Annotated in this window: 13 protein-coding genes; 10 read left to right on the top strand and 3 right to left on the bottom strand. The window is 45.1% G+C overall.

The window, feature by feature from the left end:
• Positions 1 to 176: 176 nt before the first annotated feature.
• The 3 genes from QUB14_RS21725 to QUB14_RS21715 all read left to right on the top strand — a co-directional run bounded on the left by QUB14_RS21725 (position 177) and on the right by QUB14_RS21715 (position 8,557).
• Positions 177 to 5,705, top strand: a complete 5,529-nt coding sequence (locus tag QUB14_RS21725) for an ATP-binding sensor histidine kinase (protein ID WP_333219130.1) — start codon at positions 177 to 179, stop codon at positions 5,703 to 5,705.
• A 48-nt stretch (positions 5,706 to 5,753) separates the two neighbouring features.
• Entirely contained in the window at positions 5,754 to 7,166 is a 1,413-nt protein-coding gene (locus QUB14_RS21720) for an adenylate/guanylate cyclase domain-containing protein (protein ID WP_333219131.1), read from the top strand.
• Positions 7,167 to 7,336: 170 nt separating this feature from the next.
• On the top strand, positions 7,337 to 8,557 hold the full coding sequence (locus tag QUB14_RS21715; RefSeq protein ID WP_333219133.1) for a heparan-alpha-glucosaminide N-acetyltransferase domain-containing protein: 1,221 nt from the start codon (positions 7,337 to 7,339) through the stop codon (positions 8,555 to 8,557).
• A gap of 537 nt (positions 8,558 to 9,094) precedes the next feature.
• Here QUB14_RS21715 and QUB14_RS21710 read toward each other — a convergent pair.
• Entirely contained in the window at positions 9,095 to 12,979 is a 3,885-nt protein-coding gene (locus QUB14_RS21710; RefSeq protein ID WP_445251857.1) for a PAS domain-containing protein, read from the bottom strand.
• A gap of 1,025 nt (positions 12,980 to 14,004) precedes the next feature.
• Here QUB14_RS21710 and clpP point away from each other — a divergent pair.
• Positions 14,005 to 14,637 carry an ATP-dependent Clp endopeptidase proteolytic subunit ClpP gene (gene clpP, locus QUB14_RS21705; protein ID WP_333047400.1) on the top strand — a complete coding sequence of 211 codons (633 nt, stop codon included), beginning with the start codon at positions 14,005 to 14,007 and terminating at the stop codon, positions 14,635 to 14,637.
• Between the two features lie 214 nt (positions 14,638 to 14,851).
• Here the strand turns inward: clpP and QUB14_RS21700 are convergent, their stop codons facing one another.
• Positions 14,852 to 15,841 (bottom strand): hypothetical protein, encoded by a 990-nt coding sequence (locus tag QUB14_RS21700; RefSeq protein ID WP_333219137.1) that lies wholly within the window; start codon positions 15,839 to 15,841, stop codon positions 14,852 to 14,854.
• Positions 15,842 to 16,717: 876 nt separating this feature from the next.
• Here QUB14_RS21700 and QUB14_RS21695 point away from each other — a divergent pair.
• Positions 16,718 to 19,084: a ribonuclease R family protein gene (locus tag QUB14_RS21695; protein ID WP_333219139.1), complete on the top strand. Its 2,367-nt coding sequence runs from the start codon at positions 16,718 to 16,720 to the stop codon at positions 19,082 to 19,084.
• Between the two features lie 480 nt (positions 19,085 to 19,564).
• Here the strand turns inward: QUB14_RS21695 and QUB14_RS21690 are convergent, their stop codons facing one another.
• Positions 19,565 to 20,812 carry a tetratricopeptide repeat protein gene (locus tag QUB14_RS21690; RefSeq protein WP_333219141.1) on the bottom strand — a complete coding sequence of 416 codons (1,248 nt, stop codon included), beginning with the start codon at positions 20,810 to 20,812 and terminating at the stop codon, positions 19,565 to 19,567.
• A 96-nt stretch (positions 20,813 to 20,908) separates the two neighbouring features.
• On the opposite strand from QUB14_RS21690, the gene QUB14_RS21685 reads away from it, so the two are divergent.
• From QUB14_RS21685 to QUB14_RS21665, 5 genes are all read left to right on the top strand, one after another.
• Complete coding sequence (locus tag QUB14_RS21685) at positions 20,909 to 21,547, top strand: flavin prenyltransferase UbiX (RefSeq protein WP_333219143.1); 639 nt, start codon at positions 20,909 to 20,911, stop codon at positions 21,545 to 21,547.
• 108 nt (positions 21,548 to 21,655) lie between these two features.
• A complete protein-coding gene (locus QUB14_RS21680) occupies positions 21,656 to 22,540 on the top strand; it encodes a LapA family protein (protein ID WP_333219145.1) in 885 nt (294 codons plus the stop codon).
• Between the two features lie 22 nt (positions 22,541 to 22,562).
• Entirely contained in the window at positions 22,563 to 23,114 is a 552-nt protein-coding gene (locus QUB14_RS21675) for a shikimate kinase (protein ID WP_333219147.1), read from the top strand.
• A gap of 1,098 nt (positions 23,115 to 24,212) precedes the next feature.
• On the top strand, positions 24,213 to 24,860 hold the full coding sequence (locus tag QUB14_RS21670; RefSeq protein WP_333219149.1) for a tetratricopeptide repeat protein: 648 nt from the start codon (positions 24,213 to 24,215) through the stop codon (positions 24,858 to 24,860).
• Between the two features lie 3 nt (positions 24,861 to 24,863).
• Complete coding sequence (locus QUB14_RS21665; RefSeq protein ID WP_333297317.1) at positions 24,864 to 26,651, top strand: tetratricopeptide repeat protein; 1,788 nt, start codon at positions 24,864 to 24,866, stop codon at positions 26,649 to 26,651.
• Positions 26,652 to 26,714: the final 63 nt, after the last annotated feature.

Here is a 26,714-nt window from a genome sequence, read left to right as displayed (position 1 = left end):
AGTTTACTGCCGTAAAAACCGCACTCGATCGCGATGTGTATTTCCACTTACTTAATAATACTTGTGGCAAAAAAGAATGCAACTGTAGGTCTGATCCAAAACCTTATGTCATCAATCATTCCCAATCTAACATTTAAAATTGTATAACCAGATATTTCAAATTCCCCCCAAATATCATGATTTCTATCCCTGGATACCGCATTGATGAAGAACTTTATACAAACCCTCACACAGTTATTTATCGAGGGATGCAGCTTGAGGAACAAAAACCTGTTATCCTCAAAACTCTCACGCCGACATACCCTACCCCAGCGCAAATATCCCAACTCCTGCACGAATCCGAAATTCTTAAAAATTTGAGTTTGCCCGGAATAGTCAAGCTTTACAAAATAGAAACATACAATCACTTTCCTGTTTTAGTTTTAGAAGATTTTGGTGGCATTTCCCTAAAAGACTTTCTCAGCACCAACCAGCTAGAGTTACAACAATTTCTGCATATTGGCATCAAACTAGCAGAAACTATTGGGCAACTTCACGAACACCACATTATTCACAAAGATATTAAACCCAGCAATATTATTGTCAATATCGAGACAGGAGATGTCAAGATTGCTGATTTTGCGATCGCCTCCCTGCTACCGGGCGAAAACCCTGCCCCCAGCCATCCCCATTTACTCGAAGGCACTCTCGCCTATATGTCTCCTGAACAAACGGGACGCATGAATCGGGCGATCGACTACCGCACCGATTTTTATTCTTTAGGCGTCACCTTTTACGAAATGCTGTGTGGCGAATTGCCTTTTCAGGCGATCGATCCCATGGAATTAGTACACTGCCATATTGCTAAAACGCCAGTTTCTCCTTGTGAAAACAGAAAGCAAAAAGTAGAAAACAGAAGCATCGAAGGCAGAATCAATCAAGTAGGAACCAAAGAGATTCCTCAAGTCGTTTCCGATATCGTCATAAAACTCTTAGCAAAAACAGCCGAAGACAGGTATCAAAGTGCTTTCGGACTTTTGTACGACTTGGAAAATTGTCTCGCTCAACTGCAAACAACAGGCAAAATTTCCCACATAATCCTCGGCGAACATGATCAGTCAAGTCACCTGCAAATTTCGCAAAAGTTTTACGGGCGAGAAGCAGAAGTTAATATGCTTCTCAGTATTTTCCAGCGGATGAGGCGAGGCAATACAGAAATCGTGCTGATTTCTGGTGGTGCAGGTGTGGGCAAATCGTCGTTAGTATATGAAGTTTACAAGCCGATTCGGCGGGAAAACGGGTATTTTATTGACAGCAAATTTGAGCATTTTAAGCGCGATATTCCCTACGCTTTTTTGCTCCAAGCTTTTCAAGATTTGTTACGGCAAATTTTCACAGAGAATGCCGCACAAATTCATGTTTGGAAACAAAAAATTTTAAAAGCACTCGGCGGCAACTGCCAAGTAATTATTGAAGCTATTCCCGAAGTAGAACTGATTGTCGGGCCGCAGCCCCCCGTGCCCGATTTAGGAGCAAATGAATCTCAAAATCGCTTTAATTTAGTATTTCAAAACTTCATCCGCGTTTTTGCTCAAAAAGAACACCCCCTAGTAATTTTTCTGGACGACTTGCAGTGGGTCGATTCAGCATCTCTCAAGTTAATAGAACTGGTAGCAACTGACCTGGAAACTCAATATTTATTAATAATTGGAGCTTATAGAGAGCAGGAAGTAGATGCAAATCATCCCCTAATGCTGACCGCCGAAGCAATTAAAAAAGCAGGCGGAACTGTGAGGGCGATCGCCCTTCCGCCGTTAGATATAAGCAGCGTCAACCAATTCGTTGCCGATACTTTGAACTGCGCCCCAGAAAAATCCCTAAGTTTAGCAGAATTGCTTTTCCGAAAAACCGCTGGAAATCCATTCTTTTTAACTCAATTGATTAAATTTCTTAACTCAAAAAACTTAATTAAATTTAAAGTTTTACCCTCGAATAATTTGGTCAAGCTAGCTGAATCTAACCTGTCGGCATTAGCGCAACCAATCTCAGAGCAAATTGTGAAAAAATGCCATATCACAGGCGAGTGGCAGTGGGAGATCGAACAAATACAAGAAATGGGAATAACTGACAATGTTGTCGAATTAATGATAGATAACATTCAGAAACTTTCAGAGGCTACCCAGGAACTGCTTAAAGTAGCCGCTTGTATCGGAAACAAATTTGATTTAAAAACTCTCTCGACAATCGCCGAAAAACCTCTGGCGTCCGCAGCAACCGACCTCGGTGAGGCACTTCAGTCCGGTCTGATTTTGCTCGTGAATAACGCCTACAAAATGCCGATCGCACTAGCAGCAAGCACAGAAGTAACAGACACAATATCTAGAGACTTTACCGATAAATTTTCCCTGCCAGTGGCTGATATTTTGAGCGCAACTTACAAATTTTTGCATGAGCGAGTGCAGCAAGCAGCCTATGCTTTAATATCCGATTCTCAAAAACAAGAAATTCATCTAAAAATAGGCAGTTTTTTATTACGCAATGCACCGCCAGAGCAATTAGAAGAGCATATTTTCGATACCGTAAACCAACTAAATTTTGCCAAAGAAATCATCACCAGCCAATTAGAACAATTTCATTTATGCAAATTAAATTTAATTGCAGGCCGCAAAGCAAAAGCAAGTGCAGCTTACGAACTTGCCCTGAAATATTTAACCGCAGGTATTGAACTGCTGCCCCCGGAAAGTTGGGAAACTGACTACGAATTGACTCTTGCACTCTACGAGTCAGCAGCAGAAGCTGCTTACCTCAATACCGACTTTGAGCCAATGGAAAAATGGGCGAGAATTGTCCTGCAACACGCAAAAAATGAACTAGACAAAATCAAAGTATTTGAAATCAGAATCATAGCTTGTGCGATGCAAGCCAAACTCCAAGAATCGGTAAAAATTGGTCGCGAAGCACTAAAAATGTTAGGAATAAACTTTCCCGAATCGCCGATTCCCCTCCACATTCAGCAAGCACTGGCTAAAACCGCAGCTTATTTAACAGGAAAGAAAATAGAAGATTTAATTAACTTGCCGATTATGACAAATCCGCACAAGTTAGCAACTATGCGCGTGCTTTCCAGTATGTTTTCAGCTACATTTATAGTTGAACCTGTGCTGCTGCCGCTGATTGTGTGCGAGCAAGTGAATTTATCTATTAATTACGGAAACTCTACTTTTTCTGCCTTCGGCTATGCTAATTACGGAGCAATTTTAAAAGGAATAGTTAGAGATATTGAATCTGGCGATCGCTTTGGTCAATTAGCTTTAAATTTGAGCGAGAGATTAAATGCGTTAGAATTCAAAAGCAAAACGCTTAATTTAGTAGCATTCATTTTGATGAACGGCAAGCATCACGTTAAAGACTCTTTGCCGCTATTAGAGGACGCCTATCAAAGCGCGCTAGAAAATGGGGATTTAGAATGTGTTGGATATGCAGCGGTAAATATTTGTCAGTCTTTGTATTTCATCGGTCAAGAATTGCCACAACTGGAACGGAGAATGGTAAGTTACAACCATTTGCTGTTTCAACTCAAGCAAGAAACTGTCTTGAATTGGAATCAAATATATCGGCAAACTATTTTGGAATTGATGGGAAAATTGGAAAGTCCACACCTTATATTAGATGAAGCATACAGCGAAAAAAAATTGTTGTCGCTGCTGTTGAAAGCTAACGATCGGGTGGGGCTACAGCACTTTTATGTGCAAAAATTAATCCTAGCGTATTTATTTGGAGATATCGCTACAGCGCTAGAAAATGCAGCGCAAGCCGAAGTATATTTAGACGGAGTTGCAGGCTTTATTAATGTTTCTGAATACCAGTTTTACGATTCTCTAGCCCGCCTAGCAGCCTATCCATCTGCGACCAATGAGGAACAAGAAGAGCATATTTTTTACGCTGTCAGTAACCGGAAAAAACTGCAACAAAAAGCGCTTTCGGCGCCCATGAATCTTCAGCATAAATGCGACTTACTTACGGCAGAAAAAGCGCGGGTTTTGGGCAAGGTTGTGAGAGCAATGGAATATTACGATCGCGCAATTGAAGGAGCCCAAGAAAACGGATACATACAAGTACAAGCACTAGCAGCAGAATTGGCAGGAGCATTTTATCTATCGATAGGACGAGAAAAAAGTTCTAAAACTTACTTGACAGAAGCGCGTTATTGTTATCAGCGCTGGGGAGCAACAGCCAAAGCAGCGCATTTAGAATCGAAATACTCGCACTTGCTAACTTCAGGCTCGATTTCAACTAATATTGAAACTCACAAATCTACCAGCAGCGCTTCCACTACGAACGACAGTGCAGGCGTGCTAGACTTGACCACAGCAGTTAAAGCATCGCAAACCTTAGCCGGCGAAATAGTTCTAGACAAACTGCTGGCAAAAATGATGAAAATTGTTATTGAAAATGCGGGGGCGCAAACAGGCTTTTTAATACTAGAAAAAGAGGGTCAATGGGTGATTGAAGCATCAGGCTCTGTAGATGTCGATCGCGTTGCTGTCATGCAATCAATCCCGATAGATTTTGTAGCCGACGATCGAGAAGTAACTTTGCTGGCAGTTGCAGTTGTGAATTACGTCGCCCGCACCCAGCAAAGTATAGTTTTAAACGATGCCAGCCGCGAAGGACAATTTACTCGCACACCCTATATAATGGCTGTTCAACCTAAATCAATTCTTTGCACTCCGTTAATTAATCAAAGCCAACTCACTGGCATTCTATATTTAGAAAACAATCTGACTACAGGCGCTTTTACACAAGACAGGTTAGAAATATTAAAACTGCTGTCTTCTCAAATTTCTATCTCCATCGAGAATGCCCAACTTTACGCCAACTTGCACCAATTCAATCAGAATCTCGAAAATTTAGTACAGCAGCGTACCTCCGAGCTCTCCCAAACTTTAGAAGACTTAAAATCGGCTCAAAATAAACTGGTAGAGTCGGAAAAAATGGCTGCGCTCGGCGGGTTGGTTGCAGGTGTTGCCCACGAAATCAATACTCCCATCGGCATCGGCATCACCGCCGCCTCCCTGCTTGCTGAAAAAGCCACAAAGTTTTTTGAGGTTTACAGTAACGGCCAAATAAAACGTTCCGAGTTAGAAAAGTTTCTGGATACCGCCATGCAAAGCAGTAATATGATCTTATCTAACCTCACGCGGGCAGCCGACTTGATTCACAGTTTTAAAGAAGTAGCTGTAGATCAGTCGAGCGAGTTAAAACGCACGTTTAATGTTAAAAACTATCTAGAGGAAATTTTGACATCCTTAACAGCCAAACTAAAAAGAACTAAGCACAAAATACACATTAAGTGTGATGAAAATATTGTAGTGGACAGTTACCCGGGCGTAGTGTGTCAAATTGTGACAAATCTGGTGTTGAATTCCCTAATTCACGCCTACGATGGAGAAGACGAAGGAGTTCTGGCTTTTGATTTCAAACTAGAGGGCGATCGGCTAATATTTGAATATGCCGATAACGGCAAAGGAATTGACCCAGAAAATCTAAGTAAAATTTTTGAACCGTTTTTTACAACCAAAAGAGGTCAGGGAGGCACGGGATTGGGACTGCACATTATTTATAACCTTGTTACTCAAAAACTAAAAGGCACAATTAACTGCACAAGTCAAGTAAATAAAGGCACAAAATTTATGATTGAATTTCCCGCTAAAATGAGCAATTAGTTATTAAACCGCCAACATGGATATAAGTTTTATATAGGAGAACGATATATGTCAGAAGCTAGTAAAAACCTGTTGGCTGCAGGCGATGACGAATTAATCGCGGCGGGCGACGATGAATTAATATTTGCAGAAGAAGACGAGGCGGAACAAAAACCGCTAGAAGACAGTTGGAAAATATTAATTGTAGATGATGAAATAGAAATTCACAATATTACTAAACTAGCGTTAAACGATTTTAAATTTGAAGGAAAAAGTATAACCTTTATCAGCGCTTACTCAGGGAAAGAAGCTAAAGAAATAATCCAAAATAACTACGACATAGCATTGATTTTACTCGATGTAGTTATGGAAACAGAAGAAGCAGGCTTGGAAGTAGTTAAATACATCCGCGATATTTTAAATAATCAAATTGTGCGAATTATTTTACGCACTGGACAGCCCGGGCAAGTACCAGAAGATGTAGTAATTGTCAGCTACGATATCAATGATTACAAAACCAAAACAGAACTTACTAACAAAAAATTATTTACCACAGTAGTCACCGCACTGAGAGCATTTAGATCGCTCAATCAAATCGAATCCAGCAAGAGCGAACTAGAAAAAATTGCAGCCGCATCAGCCCGTTTTGTACCCCGTGAATTTTTGAAGTTTCTCAAAAGAGAAAGCATAGTTGATGCCAGACTAGGAGACTCTGTACAAGCAGAAATGACGATTATGTTTGCGGACATTCGCTCATTTACAAGTCTGTCAGAAAGTATGTCTCCCCGAGAAAACTTTGAATTTATTAACTCTTACTTAAGCCGAGTTGGCCCAGTTATCCGCGAGTACAACGGTTTTATAGATAAATATATTGGTGACGGGATTATGGCTTTGTTTCCTAACAGGGCTGAAGATGCTGTGCAAGCAGCAATTGAGATGCAGCAGCAAGTGAAAATTTATAACAAACACAGGCAAAACAGTGGCTATCAACCTATTTCGATAGGGATTGGTTTGCATACGGGGACTTTAATGTTAGGTACGATTGGCGAAGCGGAACGAATGGAAAGTACGGTGATTTCTGATGCCGTTAATTTAGCTTCCCGCGTGGAAGGATTGACAAAGCTTTATGGGGTGGCTATTGTAGCTAGCGTCCAAACCCTTTGCCGGATAGACGATCCTCAACATTACAAGTGCCGATTTCTCGATCGCGTTCAAGTAAAAGGAAAACAAACACCTGTTGCTGTATTTGAAATTTACGATGGCGACTCGCCGACAATGATCGAACTAAAAGCACAAACTCAAACTTATTTTGAACAGGGAATTTTTTTTCACTACCAGCAGCAATTCGCGCAAGCAAGGCAAATGTTTCTGCGCGTCTTGCAAGTCAACAAGTATGATAAGGCAGCAGCTTTTTATGCAGAACGCTGCGAGATGTTGATGAAGAATGCAGTCATTATGACTCTGGAAGGAATAGAAATTTAGTTGAGGGGTAATGGGGCATGGGGCATGGGGCATGGGGCATGGGGCATGGGGCATTGGGAGTTGGGCATGGGGAATTGGGAATTGGGCCGAAAAGAATTAGGAAATGGGCATCCGCTAAGATAGTGAACAGTGGACGGTGAACAGTGAACAGTGAACAAATAAGTTAATTTATGCGCTTCAAATCCCTTGATGTTTTTCGCGGAATTGCGAGCGCCTCGATGATTCTAGTCAACAACCCCGGCAGTTGGAAACAGGTGTATCCGCCGCTAGGGCACGCAGAATGGCACGGCTGCACCCCGACAGACTTAGTATTTCCGTTTTTCTTGTTCATCGTTGGCTGCGCGATGTCTTTCTCGCTGCCTAAATATATTCAAAATTATCCAAAAACCGGAATAGAAACCTCAAAAATTACACAAACCAAGGAAAAATCAGAATCGGATAAAAACCCTCTTCCTTCTTCCTTCTTCCTTCTTCCTTCTTCAAATATTTACTGGCGAATTGCGCGCCGCGCCGCGATTTTATTTATATTAGGATTGCTGCTAAATACATCTTCGATCGCCCTTGACGTACTTCTCAACAGCGCCCCGGTGGAAAACTTCGGTAAAATCCGCATCATGGGAGTATTGCAGCGCATCGGCTTAGCTTATTTCATCAGTGCGATCGCCATTCTCAACCTTTCCCCCCGCAATCAAAAACTGCTCGCTGTTGCCGTACTTTTGGGCTATTGGGCTGCCTTAACCGTATTTGCTGTAGGGGGGTACACTGCCGGCGAACTCACGCCAGAGGGCAATTTAGGGGGATATGTCGATCGGCTAATTCTCGGTAGCCAACACCTGTACAAAAGCGGCCCCTTCGACCCCGAAGGATTGTTGAGTACCTTACCCGCAGTTGTCACAGTCCTCACAGGCTACTTTACCGGAGAATGGCTGCGCGTGCAGCAAATCAAAACCCGCACCAGTTTAAACTTAGCAATCTGGGGGTTCCGTTGCGTAGTAATCGGCCGTTTGTGGGGATTTTTATTTCCGATCAACAAACAACTTTGGACAAGTTCCTATGTAGTGTTTACCGCTGGTTGGGCGTTGCTATTACTAGCAGTTTGCTACGACACAATAGAAGTGCGAGGTTGGAAATGGGGGCGACCCTTTGAAATCATGGGATTGAATGCTATTTTCCTGTTTGTTGCTTCCGGTATTGTCGCCAGAGTTCTGTTGAAAACCCATATCGGCAGCGGGGGAAATGCTCCAACCACTTACACTTGGATTTATGAAAACTGGTTTGTGCCGTGGGCGGGGCCGCTGAATGGTTCTCTGGCATTTGCCGTGACAGCGGTCTTATTTTGGTGGTTAATTTTGTATGGAATATACCGCCGCGGTTGGGCGATAAAAATTTGAGTGGTTTGGTATGTAGTGGATATAATTCTTTTCTGGGTAGCGCCCGATATACTTGAGAAGGCTTTGGGTATTGTCGGTGAATACCACGGCAAAACAAGAGTTCACTATATTGTTTAATTACTAAATTAACTACAAGAGCATAGGTCTTTTCTGAATTCGCCAACAGTGTATTCGCTATTTTTAGGCCTAAATATTATAGCGAATGGCGATCGCTTGCCATGTCGAAGTCACCACTGCCCCTATCTTTTGGGAAAGACGGCTAGACTAACTCCAGAACCGCACAGTTTGCGATCGCATATTTCATTCTCTCTGCAAGCTATTTAATCCTAATAATGCGATCGCTGTAGTTGATCCATGAAGATTGCCGAGGCCGATCTTTCGCAACCAAGAAAGTACAAGAATTATTGCAGTTTTTCTTGTGCCTTCATTGCGGTAATTCGGCTATCGCCATCACTTCCTAAAAAACCGAACCGCGATCGTGCTCAGGGTTATAAGTAGGCAAGATTTGAGAGTCAGGTGGTGTTTGCTTTGGCAGATTTAGGCTGATGATACTAATTCGGTGACGATCGCAATCACTGCCTCTGGATCAATAGGTTTGGCAAGGTGACGTTGAAAGCCTGCGGCGATCGCTTGCTGTAGATCCATCTCTCCAGCATAGGCTGTGAGGGCGATCGCGGGAATTTGTCCGCCTTGCTCAAGCGGCAGGCTACGAATGTGACGCATCAACATATAGCCATCCATTTCTGGCATCCCAATATCACTGACAACGATCTCTGGAACCGCTTGGGACAATGCTTGCAGTGCTTTAGTTGCAGAGGCAACGCTGGTGACGATCGCCCCCGCTTGTTCTAAAACAAACGCCACAAACTCGCGTGAGTCTGCCTCATCATCCACGACTAAGACATGAATGCCGCTTAAATCTCCGGCGGTTGAGTCGGATGGCTGCTCGATCCCTGGCAATTCCTGAGAGCGAGGCGCAAGCGGAAGCCGAACTGTAAACGTAGCTCCTTGTCCTTCACCCTGGCTATCAACCGCGACTGTTCCCCCGTGCAATTGCACAATTTGCTGCACGATTGCCAGTCCTAATCCCAAGCCGCCAAATTTGCGGGTGGTGGCTCCATCTTCTTGCCGGAAATGCTCGAAGACATAGGGCAGGAAATCAGAGCGAATCCCTTTTCCAGTATCGGTAACTTGAATTTGAGCGTGGGTTTCATCCAAAGTGAGGGTGATAGCGACTTGTCCCCGCTGAGGTGTGAATTTGACTGCGTTAGACAACAGATTCCAAACCACCTGCTGCAAGCGCCCAGCATCGCCGATTACGATGCCAACACTGGGTAAAATCGTTGTGTCAATTTGAATGGCTTTCGCTTCTGCGGCCAAGCGAACCGTTTCTAGGGCTTCTGAGATGACTTTACTCAGATCGACGGGCATCACGGTTAAAATCAGTTTGTCGCGCAAAATCCTAGAGATGTCGAGCAAATCGTCAATGAGTTGCACTTGGAGTTGCGCGTTACGCTCGATCGTCTCTAATGCCATTGCGGTTTTTGCCGCGTCCAATTTCCTCTGCTGCAATAGTTTTGACCAGCCGAGAATCGGATTGAGTGGCGATCGCAATTCATGGGACAGCACCGCCAAAAACTCATCTTTGATTCGGTTAGCGCGATCGGCAGATTCTCGTGCAACTTGCTCTTGCGCCAGCATTCGTTCCAGTTCAGTTTCAGCTTGCTTTTGCTTCGTGATATCACGTGAAATTGCTAAAAGTTGCGTCACTTCTCCAGTGGTATTCCGCACGGGTGTGATAATGATGTCCCACCACTTTGGTGTGCCCTTGCAAGTGGGAAGATAGCCTTGCAACTGACCGACGTTGCCCGCTTTGGCAGCCGCGATCGCCGCCTTGGCATTTTCATAATATTTACCTTGCCAGATATCTTGCCAACAAGTGTTTAGAACGAGTGACGGATCGTCGATTTCCAACAAGCAGAATCCGCCTGGATTGATATAGACGATTTCGCTATCGAGCGTTAAGACTTTAATGCAATCTTGGCTGCTTTGGAGTATGCGTTGCTTTAGCTCCTCACTGTCTCGCAAGGCTGCTTCGGCGCGGGCGCGTTCGACTGCCGCCCAAGTGCGCTCGGCCACTTCTTCGGCCAGGGACACCTCGTCCAGTGTCCAGGCTCGCGGCTCGGATGTGTGGACAGCCAGCCCCGCTACGAACTCGCCCTCCTTGACCAGGGGTATGCCGATGTATGCCCCAATCTCGATCGCGGCGTAGGCTGATCGCTGATCTGGAGATAGGTTGGGATCGGCTTCCACATCAGATGCGGACACGGCGCGACCAGTGCCGAATGCTGCGAGCAGCTTCGGCCCGAACGAATCAATCGGGTAGTTGCCAGCGATCGCTAAGGCTCCATTGACGTAATCACGCTCAACGACGTAATCAGCACCGCGAACCTCAAAGTACGCCACCCGGTTGGCGCCGAGATATTCACCCAGCACACGGCTGGCAGTAGCCTGAATCTCCACTGGGTCGGCAAGCGGACGCAGCGCGTCGGCGAGAGAAACACGGAAAGCATCGAATTCGCCGGCTCGCTGCAAAATTTCTTCTGCCCGTTTGCGTTCGCTTGTATCAGTGAACAAGAGGGCAAACTGATGATTTTGCGGTTCGCCGACTCGAAAAGCGTTGACATCAAACCACTGATTCATCGCAGCGGATTGATTCTCAAACCGCACAGATTCACCAGTGTGCACGACTTTGCCATAGATATCAAACCAGTGCGCTTCCAGATCTGGAACCAGTTCCCGCGCCGTTTTCCCGACTGCATCCTGAAGTCCCGTCATCTTTTCAAAGATCGGATTGACTTCCAGAAAGCGATAATCAATCGGTTCACCGTTCTCGTCAAACAGCATTTCGCAGAGACAAAAGCTTTGGTCGATCGACTCAAATAAAGTGCGGTAGCGTTCTTCGGATTGACGCAGGGTTGCGGCAGTTTGAATCTGCTCGGTAACATTGTTGAAATAAACGGTGATGCCATTTGGCGCTGGGTAGGTGCGAACTTCGTACCAGCGATCGTGATCCGGGTAAAACGCGGTCATTGACGCAGCCACACGATCGCCCATGGCGATCCAGTGAATCTGCTCCAAATCATTGCCAATCAGTCCTGGATATTCTTCCCATAAATTCTTGCCAATCAAACCCTTTGGAGTGCGATCGAGCAGTGTCCCGGCAGAGCGATTGACGTAGGTGAACCGCCAGTTTTCATCCAGGGCAAAGAAGGCTTCAGCGATGGTCTCCAGAATATTCCGAGTCTGCTCCTCGCTTTGGCGCAAGGCTTGCTCTACCCGTTTGCGATCGGTGATGTCTCGCATCACGCCTGCCACTCCTTCTACAGCACCGTTTATGCATAAAAGCGGCACGAAAATGTATTCATAGGTGCGCGTGCCGATGGCGCTAGTGTAGGGCGTTTCGTCTTTGAGCAACTGGCACGTCTCGATGACTTGTTGAATCTGATGTTGAAGTCGGGTCGCTAAATCGGTTGGATAATCTAGCTCGAAAAAATTCTTTCCCAGAGCTTCATCCGAAGTTTTCTGCCAAAGATCGAGCAACCCCGGGCTGATATACGTGAACCGTCCCGCCAAATCAAAGGTGTAAATAAAATCGGGAATTGCAGTTACGATCGCATCGAAGTTCCGCACTTGCTGTTCGAGTTCGGTGCGGCTCTGGCGTAATGCGGCTTCTGCACGGGCACGCTCGATGGCTGCCCACGTCTGCTCTGCGGTTTCCTCGACTCGTCTCACCTCATCTTCCCTCCACGGACGAGGGTTTGCCTGATGCACCGCCAGCAACGCGACAAATCGAGCGTTCTTGATCAGCGGCACATCAATATGTGCAGCAATATCAATCGCTTGATAACTTGCCTTCTGGCTTGCCGTGTATTTAGGGTAGTTTGCCACATCGGGAACGATCGCTGTTCGCCCCGCTCGATGGTCGTCTGTCAGGTTGCGTCCGAAGTCTTCCAGATTGTACAGCCCGCTCAGTTCGGCAACACCGTTCGTGTAGTTTTTATGAACGATGACCTCTTTGCCGCCTGGTAACACTTCGATGTAAATGACGCGGCTTGCTCCTAGAGAATCCCCCAGAATGCGGGCAGCGGTTGCCTGAATCTCATTGGCATCACTCAGCGGGCGTAGCGCATTGGTGAGCCTGACTCGAAACGCATCGGCTTGGGCAGCTTGGCGCAAGGCATCTGTTGATGGGCGCTCCTGCGGCAGAAGATTAGATTCTAGCTGCGTCTTTTCCGGGTGCTGAGTGCGATCGAGTTCGGTCAACAGGATTTGCCAAGCCGTTTTCAGGCTGTCCGACCAGGTTTCGACCGCCCCCAGTGAAGTTTGCGACCAATCGTGCGATCGTATCCGCATCGCCATCTCGCTATCGCCTGCAAATAAATTTTTAGGAGCAGCCTCATCTACCAAATCACTCACACACCATTCCTCGCTTAAAAATACTGAGCTAAAAGCTGTTTGCTGCCCTCTCGAATGACGATTGAATAGGATTGACCCTGTTCCGCAATCAGCGTCCGAATTTGCCTTAATGCCAAAGGTGAGGGTTGAATCCATTTATTTGGCCAACGCTTAATCGTTTCTCTTAGAAGATTTCATACAGTTTAAACACATGGTATCTCTCGTACTCAATATCTGTCAAAAATTAGACAGGCAGAGCTCCCTTAAAAATAGTCCCGACACTTTTTAAGCAGCGTTGATTAAATTGTGGAAAGTTAAAGCCTTTGCGAAAGTGACGATGATCAGTTCTTCTACTTTAAAAAAAACTATAACGACAACTAAGATTTGTAAATTTAACTTTGCCCTAAACGAGCCAAATAGCTGAAAATAAAACCCCTAAAAACTTCTTTGGGGTTGACTAATTCCTGGTATTTGTTGTAAGATTGATTGAATAATAATCATCAGTAAATCTGAAGAGGTTGTGTGTTTTTTTAGCTTAACCTAAAAGAGTGCTTTTTTTTCTGTTTGTTTTTAAATCCGATTCGACTAAATTTTTTCGCTTCTGTGCTGTACTGCGTAAGCGTTGCTGGCCGCAGGCATCGCATCCCTATCTCAAAATAGTCCGCAGTATTGCCTTAAGGAGGATTTCAACAGCCTACCAAGCTCTGCCAGACAACATTTAAGCCCACTGTCAAGACAGGCATAAGGGCTACTGCCTAGCAATTGCCTCCTGTTTCTTTACACAGAATTGTTTCGACTACTTATGTCGTTATTGCAGTTAGATTGCAATTAGTCTAAAGCAGAAACAGCAGATCGAGCGGACGATCGAGAAATTGCGACGGCCCAAATGCCTCAACCCGTCCCAACTTAAGGATTTTGCGCGTAAAAGCCGATCGCCCGCCACCGATGGCTCACTACAAATAAACCCAAATCGCTAAAATAAAAAAAAGATACGTAATAGGCAGGCCCTGTCAATGATCCCAACCGTTATAGAACAATCCGGTCGCGGCGAACGCGCCTTTGATATCTACTCGCGACTCCTGCGCGATCGCATCGTCTTCTTGGGCCAACAGGTTGACTCTGACTTAGCCAACCTGATCGTTGCCCAATTGCTATTTTTAGACGCCGAAGACCCGGAGAAAGATATTTACCTCTATATCAACTCCCCAGGGGGTTCGGTAACAGCAGGTATGGGCATTTTTGACACGATGAACCACATCCGCCCCGACATTTGTACTATTTGTCTCGGTTTGGCCGCCAGCATGGGCGCTTTTCTGTTGAGTGCCGGCGCTAAAGGCAAGCGGATGAGTTTGCCTCACTCCCGGATTATGATCCACCAACCTCTAGGCGGAGCTCAAGGACAAGCAACGGATATTGAAATTCAGGCCAAAGAGATTTTGTACCACAAGCGCCGCCTGAACGAACATCTTGCCAACCATACCGGTCAGCCGCTTTCCCGCATTGAAGAAGATACCGAACGGGATTTCTTCATGTCCGCTGAAGAAGCAAAGGACTACGGATTAGTCGATCAAGTGATCGATCGCCGTCCTTCCGCCAGCAGACCGATCGCCGCTGTCGTCTAAATAAAAAATTAAAAATCAAAAATGAGAAAATATTCTTCATTTTTGATTTTTAATTTTTAACGGTCATATAGCAGTTTTCAGTGGAGTGAATTACAGATGCTGGGGCGCATGATACGGCGTCACAGTTAAGTCATTACTGTATTTCATACAATTGAAAACTGCTATATTTAGCTTTTTCTAAAAAAACCTCACACCTAGAAACCCTACAGAATTACTAAGGCAAAGATTCGAGATATTGCAGGAAGTCGAGCAATTCTACTTGATTTAAGAAATGGCGCGCTTCTTTGCCGTAACCTTGTTTGAGATAATCTTTTCCTTGGTTGGCAGTCCAGCCCAATCGTTTGATTTCCTCAGTAGTTCTGCTGTAGATTTCCAAATATTCTAGAAAATCTACCAACTGTTCGCTAGAAAGCTCTCTCTGCGACGACTTGCCGAAATTTTGTTCGAGACAGTCAGTTTCTTGTTTCTTAGTCCATTTCAAGCGCCTGAGGATTGCCTCTATTTGGGCGATCGTATCAGAATTATCCTCGATCGCATCGCTGGGGATTCCCACTGCGATCGGTTGCAATCCCCTGACTTCGGCCGCACCCTGTAGCGGTTCACTTTGGCTAGGAGTCGGCACATCCAGTTCCTCAAGTGGTTCGCCGTAGCTGGAAGAAAGCCAAGCGTCCGAGTCTAACTGCTTCGGTACAAATCCAGTAGGCTCCACGCGATCGACCTTTGGAGGCAGCGGTTCCGGTACAGGTGCGATCGGCTCTTCATTTAATTTCGCTTCAGTCTTGACAAAATTGCTTTGATGTGTTTCAGGCAATTTGTCAGCAACAGGCATTTCTAGAACCGGAAGAGGAACACTTGTCGGCCCAACAGGAACCGGAACAGCAGGAGGAGGGGGAGGGGGAACAGCAGCAACCGAAGCAACCGGAGCAACCGGAGCAACCGGAGCAACCGGAGCAACCGGAGCAACCGGAGCCGGATCAACACTCGCTATCGCACGATCGGGCGCAGCAAATCCAAGGACAGCGATCGCTCGCAACCGGGCGCGGTCTTCAGCATCCTCAACAGACTCAGCAGCCGACATAGCCGTAGCCAGAGTTTTGCCGTCAACCTGAACCAGACAGCGAACAACAAACTTACCGTGATGAACAGTCAGCAACTCACAAATTAACTGTCCAGCGGGATAAAGGGCGCGAAATTCAGCAAACATAATTTTTTGACCCCGAAACCAGAGGGGGCTTATGACTTAAGTGTAGTACAGCCCTGAGAAAACAATTTTCTGAAAGCACCTATTCAACATACAATAAATTAAAGGTGAGTCATCCGCGCAACCTTAAACGCCACTAAACCCCATGCCACATCCAGCGGTTTAAGCTAACAAGCATCGGGCGTCATTTCTACCTATAGGAGATGACACAGCAACTAAGCAAAAGTAGTAAAAGTCTCCGGTTTGCGTACCTGCACTTTCTACAGCACAGATTGCTCCCGGCCCGCTCGTTGCACCTCCGTCCGCAAGGACTGATCGCGTGCAAAACACAGGGGCATCGCAGCAGCGAGCTACTAGCAATTTTGCCTCGATCCGGTAAGTTCTTTGCTAAAGCAAGAAGCAAGAGGCACTTCAAAAGGAAGAAGGAACAAGGCAGAAGGAAACAAGGCAGAAGGCAGAAATGCAAATTTTCTCCCTCTCCATCCCTCCATCGGCTCATCCTCGACTCAAGCCGTCGCTTTCAGTATCGAGCCATCTTTTAAGAACCGACAGGGGCTTTCTAATTCGCAAAGTGCTCGGCGCTGCTGACCTAAAAGCAAACAAACCAACGCTAAAAAATTGTATTGGGGAATAGCGTGCGGGACATTTGTCTGCACCGTCAGCAGTCAGTTCAAGACAGACAGCAGACAATTAGCACCAAGTCGGTGTCGGGAGAGAATCTCAAAAAAACCTCGCGATGAAACAAGGTGGCTGTGCTCGCGTCTCCACCTATCAACCCGCGCATTTGTTGGGAAGCAGGCACTGCGAGGGCCCGAGGGGGTGCGGCTGATTTCGCCAAAATTTAGACTAATTGCTGGAAACAAGAGGATCGATCGCTACATGGAATTTTCTATCGCTGCACTGCTGGCAAATTTTACAGAAGACAAATTAGTGGCTCCTAAAGCATTAGAGAAAAAACTCGACTGCAACGACGCCACCAGTCAACTCAAACTTCAAATCGCATTAGAAGCTCTAGAGAAAATTGGCATATTAGTCAAAGACAAAGGCCGCTATCGCCGAGTAGTTGAAGACGACGTAGTAGAAGCAAAACTGCGCTGTTCGAGCAAAGGATTTTGCTTTGCAATTCAAGACGCCGAAGGCTCAGAAGACGTTTACGTGCGGGAAAGTCACCTCTCGACAGCTTGGAATGGCGATCGAGTCTTAGTCAAAATCATCAAAGAAGGTAGCCGCCGCCGATCGCCCGAAGGCGAAGTCATGCTCATCCTGGAACGCGCCAACCCCTCGGTACTGGCGCGAGTCAAGCAAACTGCCACCCCCACCGGCCGCGTCAGCTACAGAGCAATCCCCCTGGACGATCGCCTGTTGTTTGAACTAGACTTGCTCGCAAATGGCACAAATCTTCAAGAGGCGATCGACCACCTAGTACACGTCGAAGTCAAACGCTACCCCCTCGGCACCCACCGCCCAGTCGGCAAAGTAGTACAGGTACTCGGTTCCGACGCCGAAGCCGCTGACGACCTCGACATCGTATGCTGCAAACACGACTTGCCGCGATCGTTCCCCGCCGCCGTCATCAAAGCAGCCGAAAATTTGCCCAGCAAAGTCAAAAAAACCGACATCAAAAAACGGCTAGATTTGCGTAACATTCTGACTGTTAGCTTCAGCAAAAACGAACCGGGAACAACCAACAGCGAAAACGCTGCCCCTAAAGTTGAGGAGGAAAATCTCTCCGAGGGAGGAGCCGAAAACGAGTTCGATCCGACCTCATTCCTATCCGATCCGCCAGTGGAACGCGCTTTGTCGATCGAAACCCTGAAGCCCGGCCGCTGGCAAATAGGAATCCACATCAGCGACGCCGCCGAGTACGTGCAGCCAGAAACCCCGATCGACCGCGAAGCCCGCAAGCGAGGCACCGCCGCCCATCTGGGAGAAAAAATCATCGCCGTACTCCCAGAAATCCTCAACGAGCGCTGCTCTGTGCTGCCAGATACCGAACGGCTGACCTTCAGCATACTGCTCACCCTAGACGAATCTGGAGAACTCTTAGAATACGAAATTCAAGCCAGCGTCATTCAAATTGACTACCACCTCACCTACCAGCAAGCTCAAGCAATTCTCGAACCAGGCGGTGCCGAAGATCACCCTTTATCATCCGCCCTCCGTCCTTTCCTAGATCAAATGTCGGCTGCCTCACAGGCTGCCAGAAAGGCAAGGCTCAAGCGGGGAGCTTTTGAACTAAATTTGCCCGATGCTAACTCTCACTTCGACGACGAAGGCGAATTAGGAGCTTTTGCATTCGCTCCCCCCGCCCAGTCGGCTGTCTCCGAGTTGGTGGTACTCGCCAACCAAGCTGTCGCCACTCACCTGCAGGCCTTGGGAGTCCCTGCAATCTACCGCGTCCAGCCGATGCCAGACCCGGCAGACATTCAAGAGTTCATCAAACTCTCCAACAACCTCGGAGGCGAACTGTATCTCGAAAGCGAAGAAGAAGTTTTGCCCTTGGACTTTCAGCGATTTACCCAGCAGTTTGCCGGCCTTAAGTCGGAAAGAGTTCTCACCTACCTGCTAGAAGACACGATGAAGCCCGCTGTTTACAGCACAACTCCCAAGCCGCACTTCGGTTTGTCGCTGTCAGAGGGTTACACGCGCTGCACTTCGCCGCTTTCCCGCTACGCCGATTTGCTGATACTGCGGGTGTTGCAAGCGGTGTTCGAGCAAGGCCGCAGCAGTCGCACAACACGGGCTAAGGAAAAAGTTGACTTGCACCATTCCTCCTGTCACGGTCAAATTACTTGGAATGTTCTCCCGCCAGATTTGCACCACGAATTTGAGACGGAGTTTGCATCGGCCGTGGTACACCTGACGGAACGCGAAAGGGTTGCTGAGGATGCCGAAAGCGATTTGCAGGGATTGAAGAAAACCGGATTGATGAAAGAACGCACCGGGCAAACTTTCCAGGGTTTGATTACAGGTGTGCAGTCTTATGGTTTCTTTGTGGAAATTGAGGTGCGGCCGCCGGAGAGCGACATCCTGCGAGTTGAAGGACTGGTACACGTTTCTTCGCTGAAGGATGACTGGTACGAATATCGATCGCGCCAGCAAACTTTGGTGGGTCGCAAAAACCGCAATCAGTACCGTTTGGGCGATCGGGTGGAAGTTCAAGTCAAGAGTGTGGATTACTACCGCCAGCAAATTGATTTAGTTGCAGTTGGCGGCGGCAGTCAAGCTTTTGATGATGATGAATAATCAGTTGACAGTTGACAGTTGACTGTTGATTTTCCTCAATACTTAGTTGTCATTGTCTAGCAACTAAGTATTGAGAGGTGGGCGGCAAACTATACTCAGCAATCATCAAAAAATAATTAATGACGAACCACTAATTACTAATAACAGTCCATCGTCAACTAACTAATAAGTAGCCGGACATAAATAAACAGCTTGCTGTAAATAAATTTTAAGAAAAAGACGCAAGGGGCAATCGCGATAATTTAGGTGTTTATCGCTCATCCAGTGCTTTATCCTTACCTATTTAATCTTTTTGACCTAGAACTTTAATTGCAGTTATTCCACTCTGAAATCAAACAAGTCATTCGATCGTTGCGGTCAAACTACACGAAGTTTCGTCCTAGATATTAGAAACTAAAAAATAGAGGAGTATTAAAGCCGGATTTGGTATGATATTACCAATTACTGAGCGCGGGCAGCATTTAAATAAAAACCCCTATATTAGGAGTTAACTGCGCTTACTGCCAGAGAATTCCAAGTAGCGAGGGCCATTTCTTCTGTCAAATTTTCATCAGCATCGCAAACGTATCCGAGTTGATTTAGCACGCTTTGACGGGAAATCGCAATTCGCCGCGCAACTGCTGCTGTGAGCAGATGTTTCCAATTTCCGCACTTTCCTTGCCAGAAGTGATTGTTGGCAGCAGTTGTTCTTAAAGAAGCGAGGGAATGAAGGGGAATCACATCTAATATTGGACGCGCCGGTTTCAGCCCCAGTTGTTGGTTTAATTTAGATAGTTCCTCGGCAGTATCATCGACCAAATTTTCATAGCGAATTTGCCAAGTGTTTTTTCTATTCCACCATGCCGTACTAATAGAGAGAAGGGCGCCAGATCTCTTACCTACAGCATAATCGATAAACTCCGAAGAGAGCGGGGATTTATTAATAATAGAAATTTCGCTGCCAGCTTCACCGTCTAACCAGCGGGCAGTTTGTGGCTCGTAAGCTGCAAAGTGCAGAATTGAAATCAAGACATCGAGAGGGTGGCGGGCAATAACTATTGGGCGAAATCCATTTTCGGCAAGCAGTGAAACAAAATTATCAGTATCCCGCCAGTGGATTTGTAATATTACTTTTGGTGGCAGAGATTGCCAAGCTATTTCACTAGGCGTGTGGACGGCTATTTGAGGCAAATCGTACATTGATGCTAGAAGCTTCCGCAGCCAAGTGTTGCCAGAACGGGGAGTGCTAACTATTGCTAGGCGCAGGTTGTCCAAACTGGCCAAGGGCGATATAAACTTAGAATAAGATTTAGGTGGAAAGACGCGGAGACGACTGAGTTTTTGCAAAGCTTTATCTAAGTTGGTGTGAAATAGATAAAAGTTTGGATAAAGCTCAATAGCACGGCGGTAGGCTGCGATACCTTCCTCTAGCTTGCCCTGTTTTTCTAAAGCATTGCCTAAATTGTTGTGCGACCAAGAAAAATTGGGATAAAGCTCTATAGCCTGCTGGTAAGCAGAGACGGCTTCAGCTAATTTACCTTGTTTTTGCAGGACATTTCCTAAATAGTGGTGCAGCCACGAACAGTTCGCGTAAAGCTCAATAGCGTGCAGGTAGACGGCAGCGGCTTCATCTAATTTATCTTCTTTAACTAGGGCTGACGCTAAATTGTGGTAACATTTGTAATCATCTAGTTTAAGTACAGTAGGTTGACAAGAAACAGCGAGAGAATGAGCAGCATTTTTTTTCATAAGCTTGCATAATTTTAGGTAGCATTAATTTTATACCAAACTACTCGTAAGCGTGCAATGCCCACCTTACTACTACAATTAAAGGATAATTTGCTAATGACTAATTATGTTTCAGTCCCCGCCCAACCTCTAATTGTAGGAGTTACCGGCGCATCGGGACTGATTTATGCGGTGCGAACTCTGAAGTTTATGTTGGAAGCCGATCGCGCTATTGAACTGGTCGCTTCCAAGTCTACTTACATGGTTTGGCAAAGCGAACAGAACACCCGAATGCCCGCAGAGCCGACGCTTCAAGAGGAATTCTGGCGGGAACAAGCAGGAGTAGCCACAATGGGTAAACTTCGGTGCCATCCCTGGCAAGATGTCGGTGCTAATATTGCTAGTGGCTCCTTTCGCACCCAAGGGATGATCGTTATTCCCTGTAGCATGAGTACGCTGGGCAAATTGGCGGCTGGCTTGAGTTCGGATTTGCTCGAAAGAGCGGCCGACGTTCAGCTCAAGGAAGGGCGAAAATTGGTACTCGTGCCTCGCGAAACGCCTTTTAGCTTGATTCACCTGCGGAATTTGACTACCTTGGCGGAAGCTGGAGCTAGAATTGTACCAGCGATTCCTGCTTGGTATCACAATCCGCAAACTATTGAAGATTTGGTAGACTTTGTGGTGGCTCGCGCTTTAGACCAGTTGGGGATTGATTGCGTTCCTCTCAAACGCTGGAAGGAAGAAGAAGGGAGTTAGTTGACAGTTGACAGTTGACAGTTGACAGTTTGTTATTTGTTATTGATGATTTGTTAGTTTAAATTAGCAATTCCCAATTACCAATTACCAATTACCAATATTTTTAAAATGCGACCTGTATTTTTGCTAGTAATTGTGGTGGGGCTGACTATTTTTGCCCTGCAAAATGTGGAGCCGGCATTATCGCTGGTGTTTTTGGGAGTTCGATCGCCTGCTTTGCCCTTATCTATCTGGATTCTGCTCAGCATGGTGGTGGGAGCTCTCACATCTTTATTGATTTCTGGTTTGCTGGCTTTTTCAAATTACCTATCTCTAACGAGAGAGCGCACCGGCAGATCCAGTCGCAGCCGTCCCGATACTTTCCCAGAGGACAGGAGAACACCTTACACGCCACCTCCCCCTCCTAGAAAAGAGGGGATTGACCCGGATATGAATAGGGAAAATAGCCAAACTCAGGCTGCTGGTTCCTACCGAACTGAGTACGGTACGCCGGCAGGTTACAGTTCCCGGACTTTCCTGCAAGAAACTCCGAACCAGGATGGGGCGAAGGATTACGCTCAACCAGGGACTTATGCAGCAGCAGACGATGAGGACGATTGGGTCTCAGATGGCTCAAAATCCGGCTCTCAAGGGGGTGATGACGATTGGGGGGACGATCGCGATTTTCCCGATCGACCGCAGGTAAATGATGTTCCAGGGGCAAATCCGAGGGCTTACGAGGCTCAGCAGGAACCGAAAAGCAAATCTTGGGCTGGCTCAGTATATTCTTACGGCTATCGAGATCCGAGCCAGTCTGGGGTGGGGCAAACTGAGGCTGTATACGATGCGGAGTATCGAGTGCTGGTTCCTCCAGGAGGGGAGATTCCTAAACCCGCTGATGAAGCACCAATAAATCCTCTTGCAGAAGCAGAGGATGATTGGGGATTGGATGAGGGTGATGAGTTTGATGACGACGATCGCGCCAGTGGCGGATCGATTAACCTAAAAAAATAGAAAAATATCGGAGGATTTGGCAGTGGATGGGTTGAGGGGAGTAAATATTTATCTCGTCGGGATGATGGGTGCGGGAAAAACAACGGTGGGGCGGATTTTGGCAAGAAAATTAAAATACCGTTTTTTTGATACTGATGAACTAATTGTTCGAGTTGCTAATCAGTCAATTGCTGAGATTTTCGCTCAAGAGGGGGAAGAGGCTTTTCGGGAACTAGAAACTAAAGTGCTCGGCGAATTGTCTGCTTATCAAAATTCGGTTGTGGCTACGGGCGGCGGCATTGTGGCCCGATCGATGAATTGGGGTTACTTGCACTACGGTGTAGTGGTTTGGCTGGATGTGCCTGTAGATCAACTGTACGATCGACTGCGTTCGGACACCGCTCGACCCCTACTGCAGGAGGGCGAGATCAAATCTAAGCTGCAAAGCCTTTTGAAAGAGCGAGAGCGTTTTTACACTCAAGCAGATGTCCGAGTCTGTGCTGGCGTGGGCGAAAGACCTGAAGCAGTGGCGACTAGGGCGATCGAGGAAATCCAAAAAGTTATCAAATCAGAAACCGGGTCCGATCTCAATTGATACATTCATAAACCCGGTTTCTCAGAAAATAACAGGTTTCTCAGGACTTGTGGTATTAGTTCCCAAAAATAATGCAACTCTACACAAGCTCCAAACCACCAGCTTCATCAGTCATTCCCAAAATCTAAAATCTAAAAGGGTATGACTTCGGTAAAAATACTGGTTTTTGTCTGAATGTGTCGGTTTAACCACCCAATATTTTGCAGTCCACCGGGTTTGAGTGGATGTGAGGCGTAACTTTTATAAGTATGAGGATGTGGCGATGCGGAGATTTTATACAAGAACTAATGGCAGACTCATCTGATGCGTTAAGGTCGCCTATTGAGTTCTCCCTAAAAATAAAAGGGCCCCACCGCTGAAGGGCTGTAGGGCGCAAGGACAGTTAAACGCTAACTTGATTGTCGGGAAATTTAGCATCAATGCTATCGTCCTATGTGACGATTTTACGATCGTCCATTCACTCATCAACTTTCCGGTATCAAAAAATGTAACCCAGCACCGCTCGAATTCAACCTGTCCTATTCTAAAAACAATACCTCATGCATTCTGACGAGCAGCTCTCAAAAGCTGCTTTTTTATTGCGATCGAGTTTTTGGCTGCCAGACTTGCGGGCTCTTGGGAATAACATTTTGAGCAACAGATACAGTTTACCCGGAAAAATCAGGCTTATGCCAGATTTTTTTGACGGTGCCAAGCAGGTTGAAAGCAAAGCTGCGTCAAGGTTGTGAGTTGAGTGACCAAGCGAAAAGATACGCTTGCTGTGCTAGAGTCAATAAAAGAGAGTGGCCAGAGCCTTTGAATCAGCTTCAAGGATCCCTCGGACAATCTTATGAGTCAATCAGCCTGTCAATAATGCACTATCTTTTTTGAGCTTCAGGGGCTTCAATGCTTTTACAATCAAGGTTTCAGAGGCGTTGTCACCCCATCAATGAATTAGGTTTATGGCAATTTTTTTACCTTGATTTTGCATTTATCTGTCAAAGTAATTATCTAATATTCCTCGTGAGGGCTGCAAGAAATTGCTTATTTGTTTAAAATTCCATACATTATAGTCTAGTTAAGGCTAACTACGGTAAATCTTAAAGGAGAAAATAGATTATGCGTTGGTCTTTTCAATATATCTGTTTGCTAATAACCACCTTGTTGTTATGCTTAACCGTTTCTGGGAAATCGGTAAGTTACCCTATTAATAATATTATATCCAGTCCACAAAAATTAGCACAAGCAGCAAATTCAACAATCGAACAAAAAATTACTGATGCTGTTTATCTTAATCAAGAAGGTTACGATCTTTATCAACGAGCTGAAGCCGAATCTGCCTTATATAAATATAATCAAGCCCTAGGAATTTTTCGTCAAGTAGGGGCGCGGGCGGGTGAAGGAAATAGTCTGAATTATATAGGGGAAGTATATCTTAGTTTAGGGAAATACGATCGGGCTTTACACTATTTTCAACAGGCTTTAGTTATTTTTAAAGCACTAGGTAAATTACCTGATTCCGATCGCGCGTATGAAGGATATACACTTAAATATATGGGGGAAGTTTACGATCGCAAGCGAGACTACGAGCGAGCTTTAGCATCTTATCAACAAGCTTTAACTATTTTTCAGGAACTTATTAAAATAAAAAAAGGGGATCGTGATAGCTTTTTAACCACTGAAAAATATACGCTTAACCCAATGGGCGCAATTTATTTTAAATTAGGTAATTATCAGCAATCTCTTAAAATATATACGCAACTGTAAGCAATTTATCAAGAACAAACTGATCGTATTGGAGAAGTTCAGAATCTTAATAATTTAGGAGTAACTTATGCTAATCTTAGCGAATATGGTCAAGCATTGGCAGCTTATCAAGAGGCTTTAACGAAAATAAAGCTAATAAGTGATTGTTTTCATCAAAATCCTAATAACAGTTTATGTTATCGGGGAGATGAAGCAGCAATTCGTAATAACTTAGCCGCTCTGTATTTTAGCCTTGGACAATATGAACAAGCCTTAGATTTTGCCCAACAAGCTTCAGTAATTTATCAAAAAAATCTTGGTAAAGATTATCAAGGATTAAAAGCTCAAGATTTTCAGTTACTACATGATATTCTAGGAAAATCTTCTTTAAATCCTGCTTTTGTTCGTCAAATTTCAGCGATTCGTGCTGGAGTTGGTAATGCTTTTAGTGCTGAATCAATGGTGCGTCAAGGTGAGGCGGTTAATCTGAATAACTTGGGACAAATTTACAGTAATCAAGGTAAGGATAAGCAAGCATTAACTCTTTATCAGCAAGCTTTAAGTATTTATCAAGAGATTAATAATAGTTTGGGTGTTGCTATTACTCTTAATAATATTGCTCAAATTTATACTAACTTAGGTCAATACGATCTAGCAGTAAATTTTAATCAGCAAGCCTTAGCTATTTATCAAAAAGAAAAAGATCAAGCAGGAATAGGTGTTACTTTAACTAATATGGGGCAGATTTATCAAAAACAAGGTAAATTTACTCAATCTTTAGATTCCTTAAATCAAGCTTTAGTAATCCAAAAAACGATTGGAGATCGGGCTAGTATCGCAATTACCTTGCGAATTATTGGTTTAAATCTGTTAGAAACTAACAAAATTAATGAAGCAATTGTAAATTTAACAGAATCTATTAAAGTAATTGAATCTTTGCAGCCCGGTTTAAATGATGCTAATAAAATTTCAATGTTTGAATCCCATAATATTAGCTATAAATTATTACAAAAAGCTTTGATTACTCAAAAACAACCTAATCAAGCTTTAGAAGTATCAGAACGGGGAAGATCGAGGGCATTTGTGGAATTATTATCCCAACGTTTAGCTAATGAAGAAACACCAAATTCAAGTTCTCAGCAAGGAACAATTAAACCGCCTACGATTGCAGAAATTCAAAAAATAGCCGCAGTTGAACAAGCTACTTTAGTTGAATATTCTTTAATTTCTGATCGAGAGCTTTATATTTGGGTAATCAAACCAACAGGAGAAATAACCTTACGCCCAGTCGATCTAAATGCTTTTAAAAATCCAGCAAATAAGGAAGAAATCTCAGGTTTAGACCTTAACAAATTAGTAATTGATGCCCGCAATAGTTTGTTTTCTCGTGGTGCTTCTCAGACTAAGCCTCAATTACAGCAACTTCACCAAATTTTTATTCAACCCATTGCTGATTTATTACCAAACAATCCCCAAGATTTAGTAATTTTAATTCCCCAACACTCATTGTTTATGTTGCCTTTTTATGCTTTAATTGATCCGGATGGTAAATATCTGATTGAAAAACATACTATCTTAACTGCACCTTCCATTCAGGTATTAGATTTAACCCATCAACAAAAACAAAAAAATCAGCGAGTTAATCCGCCAAATACTTTAATTGTTGGTAATCCTATAATGCCAAGTCTACCGCCTAAATTGGGGGACTTGCCTGTACAACTTGACGCCCTTCCTGGTGCAGAATTAGAAGCAGAAGCAGTGGCACAAGTCCTTAAAACTCAAGCAATTATCGGAAGTCGTGCGATTCGTTGAAACGTGAATCACGGTGAAAGCCCGTACATAGCGTTTCCAGCCACAAGGCTGAACTCTCGGACT

This window comes from Microcoleus sp. B3-D2, assembly GCF_036705345.1.
In the GTDB taxonomy this organism is placed as follows: Bacteria; Cyanobacteriota; Cyanobacteriia; order Cyanobacteriales; family Microcoleaceae; genus Microcoleus.
This window is presented reverse-complemented; position numbering and strand designations above follow the sequence as displayed.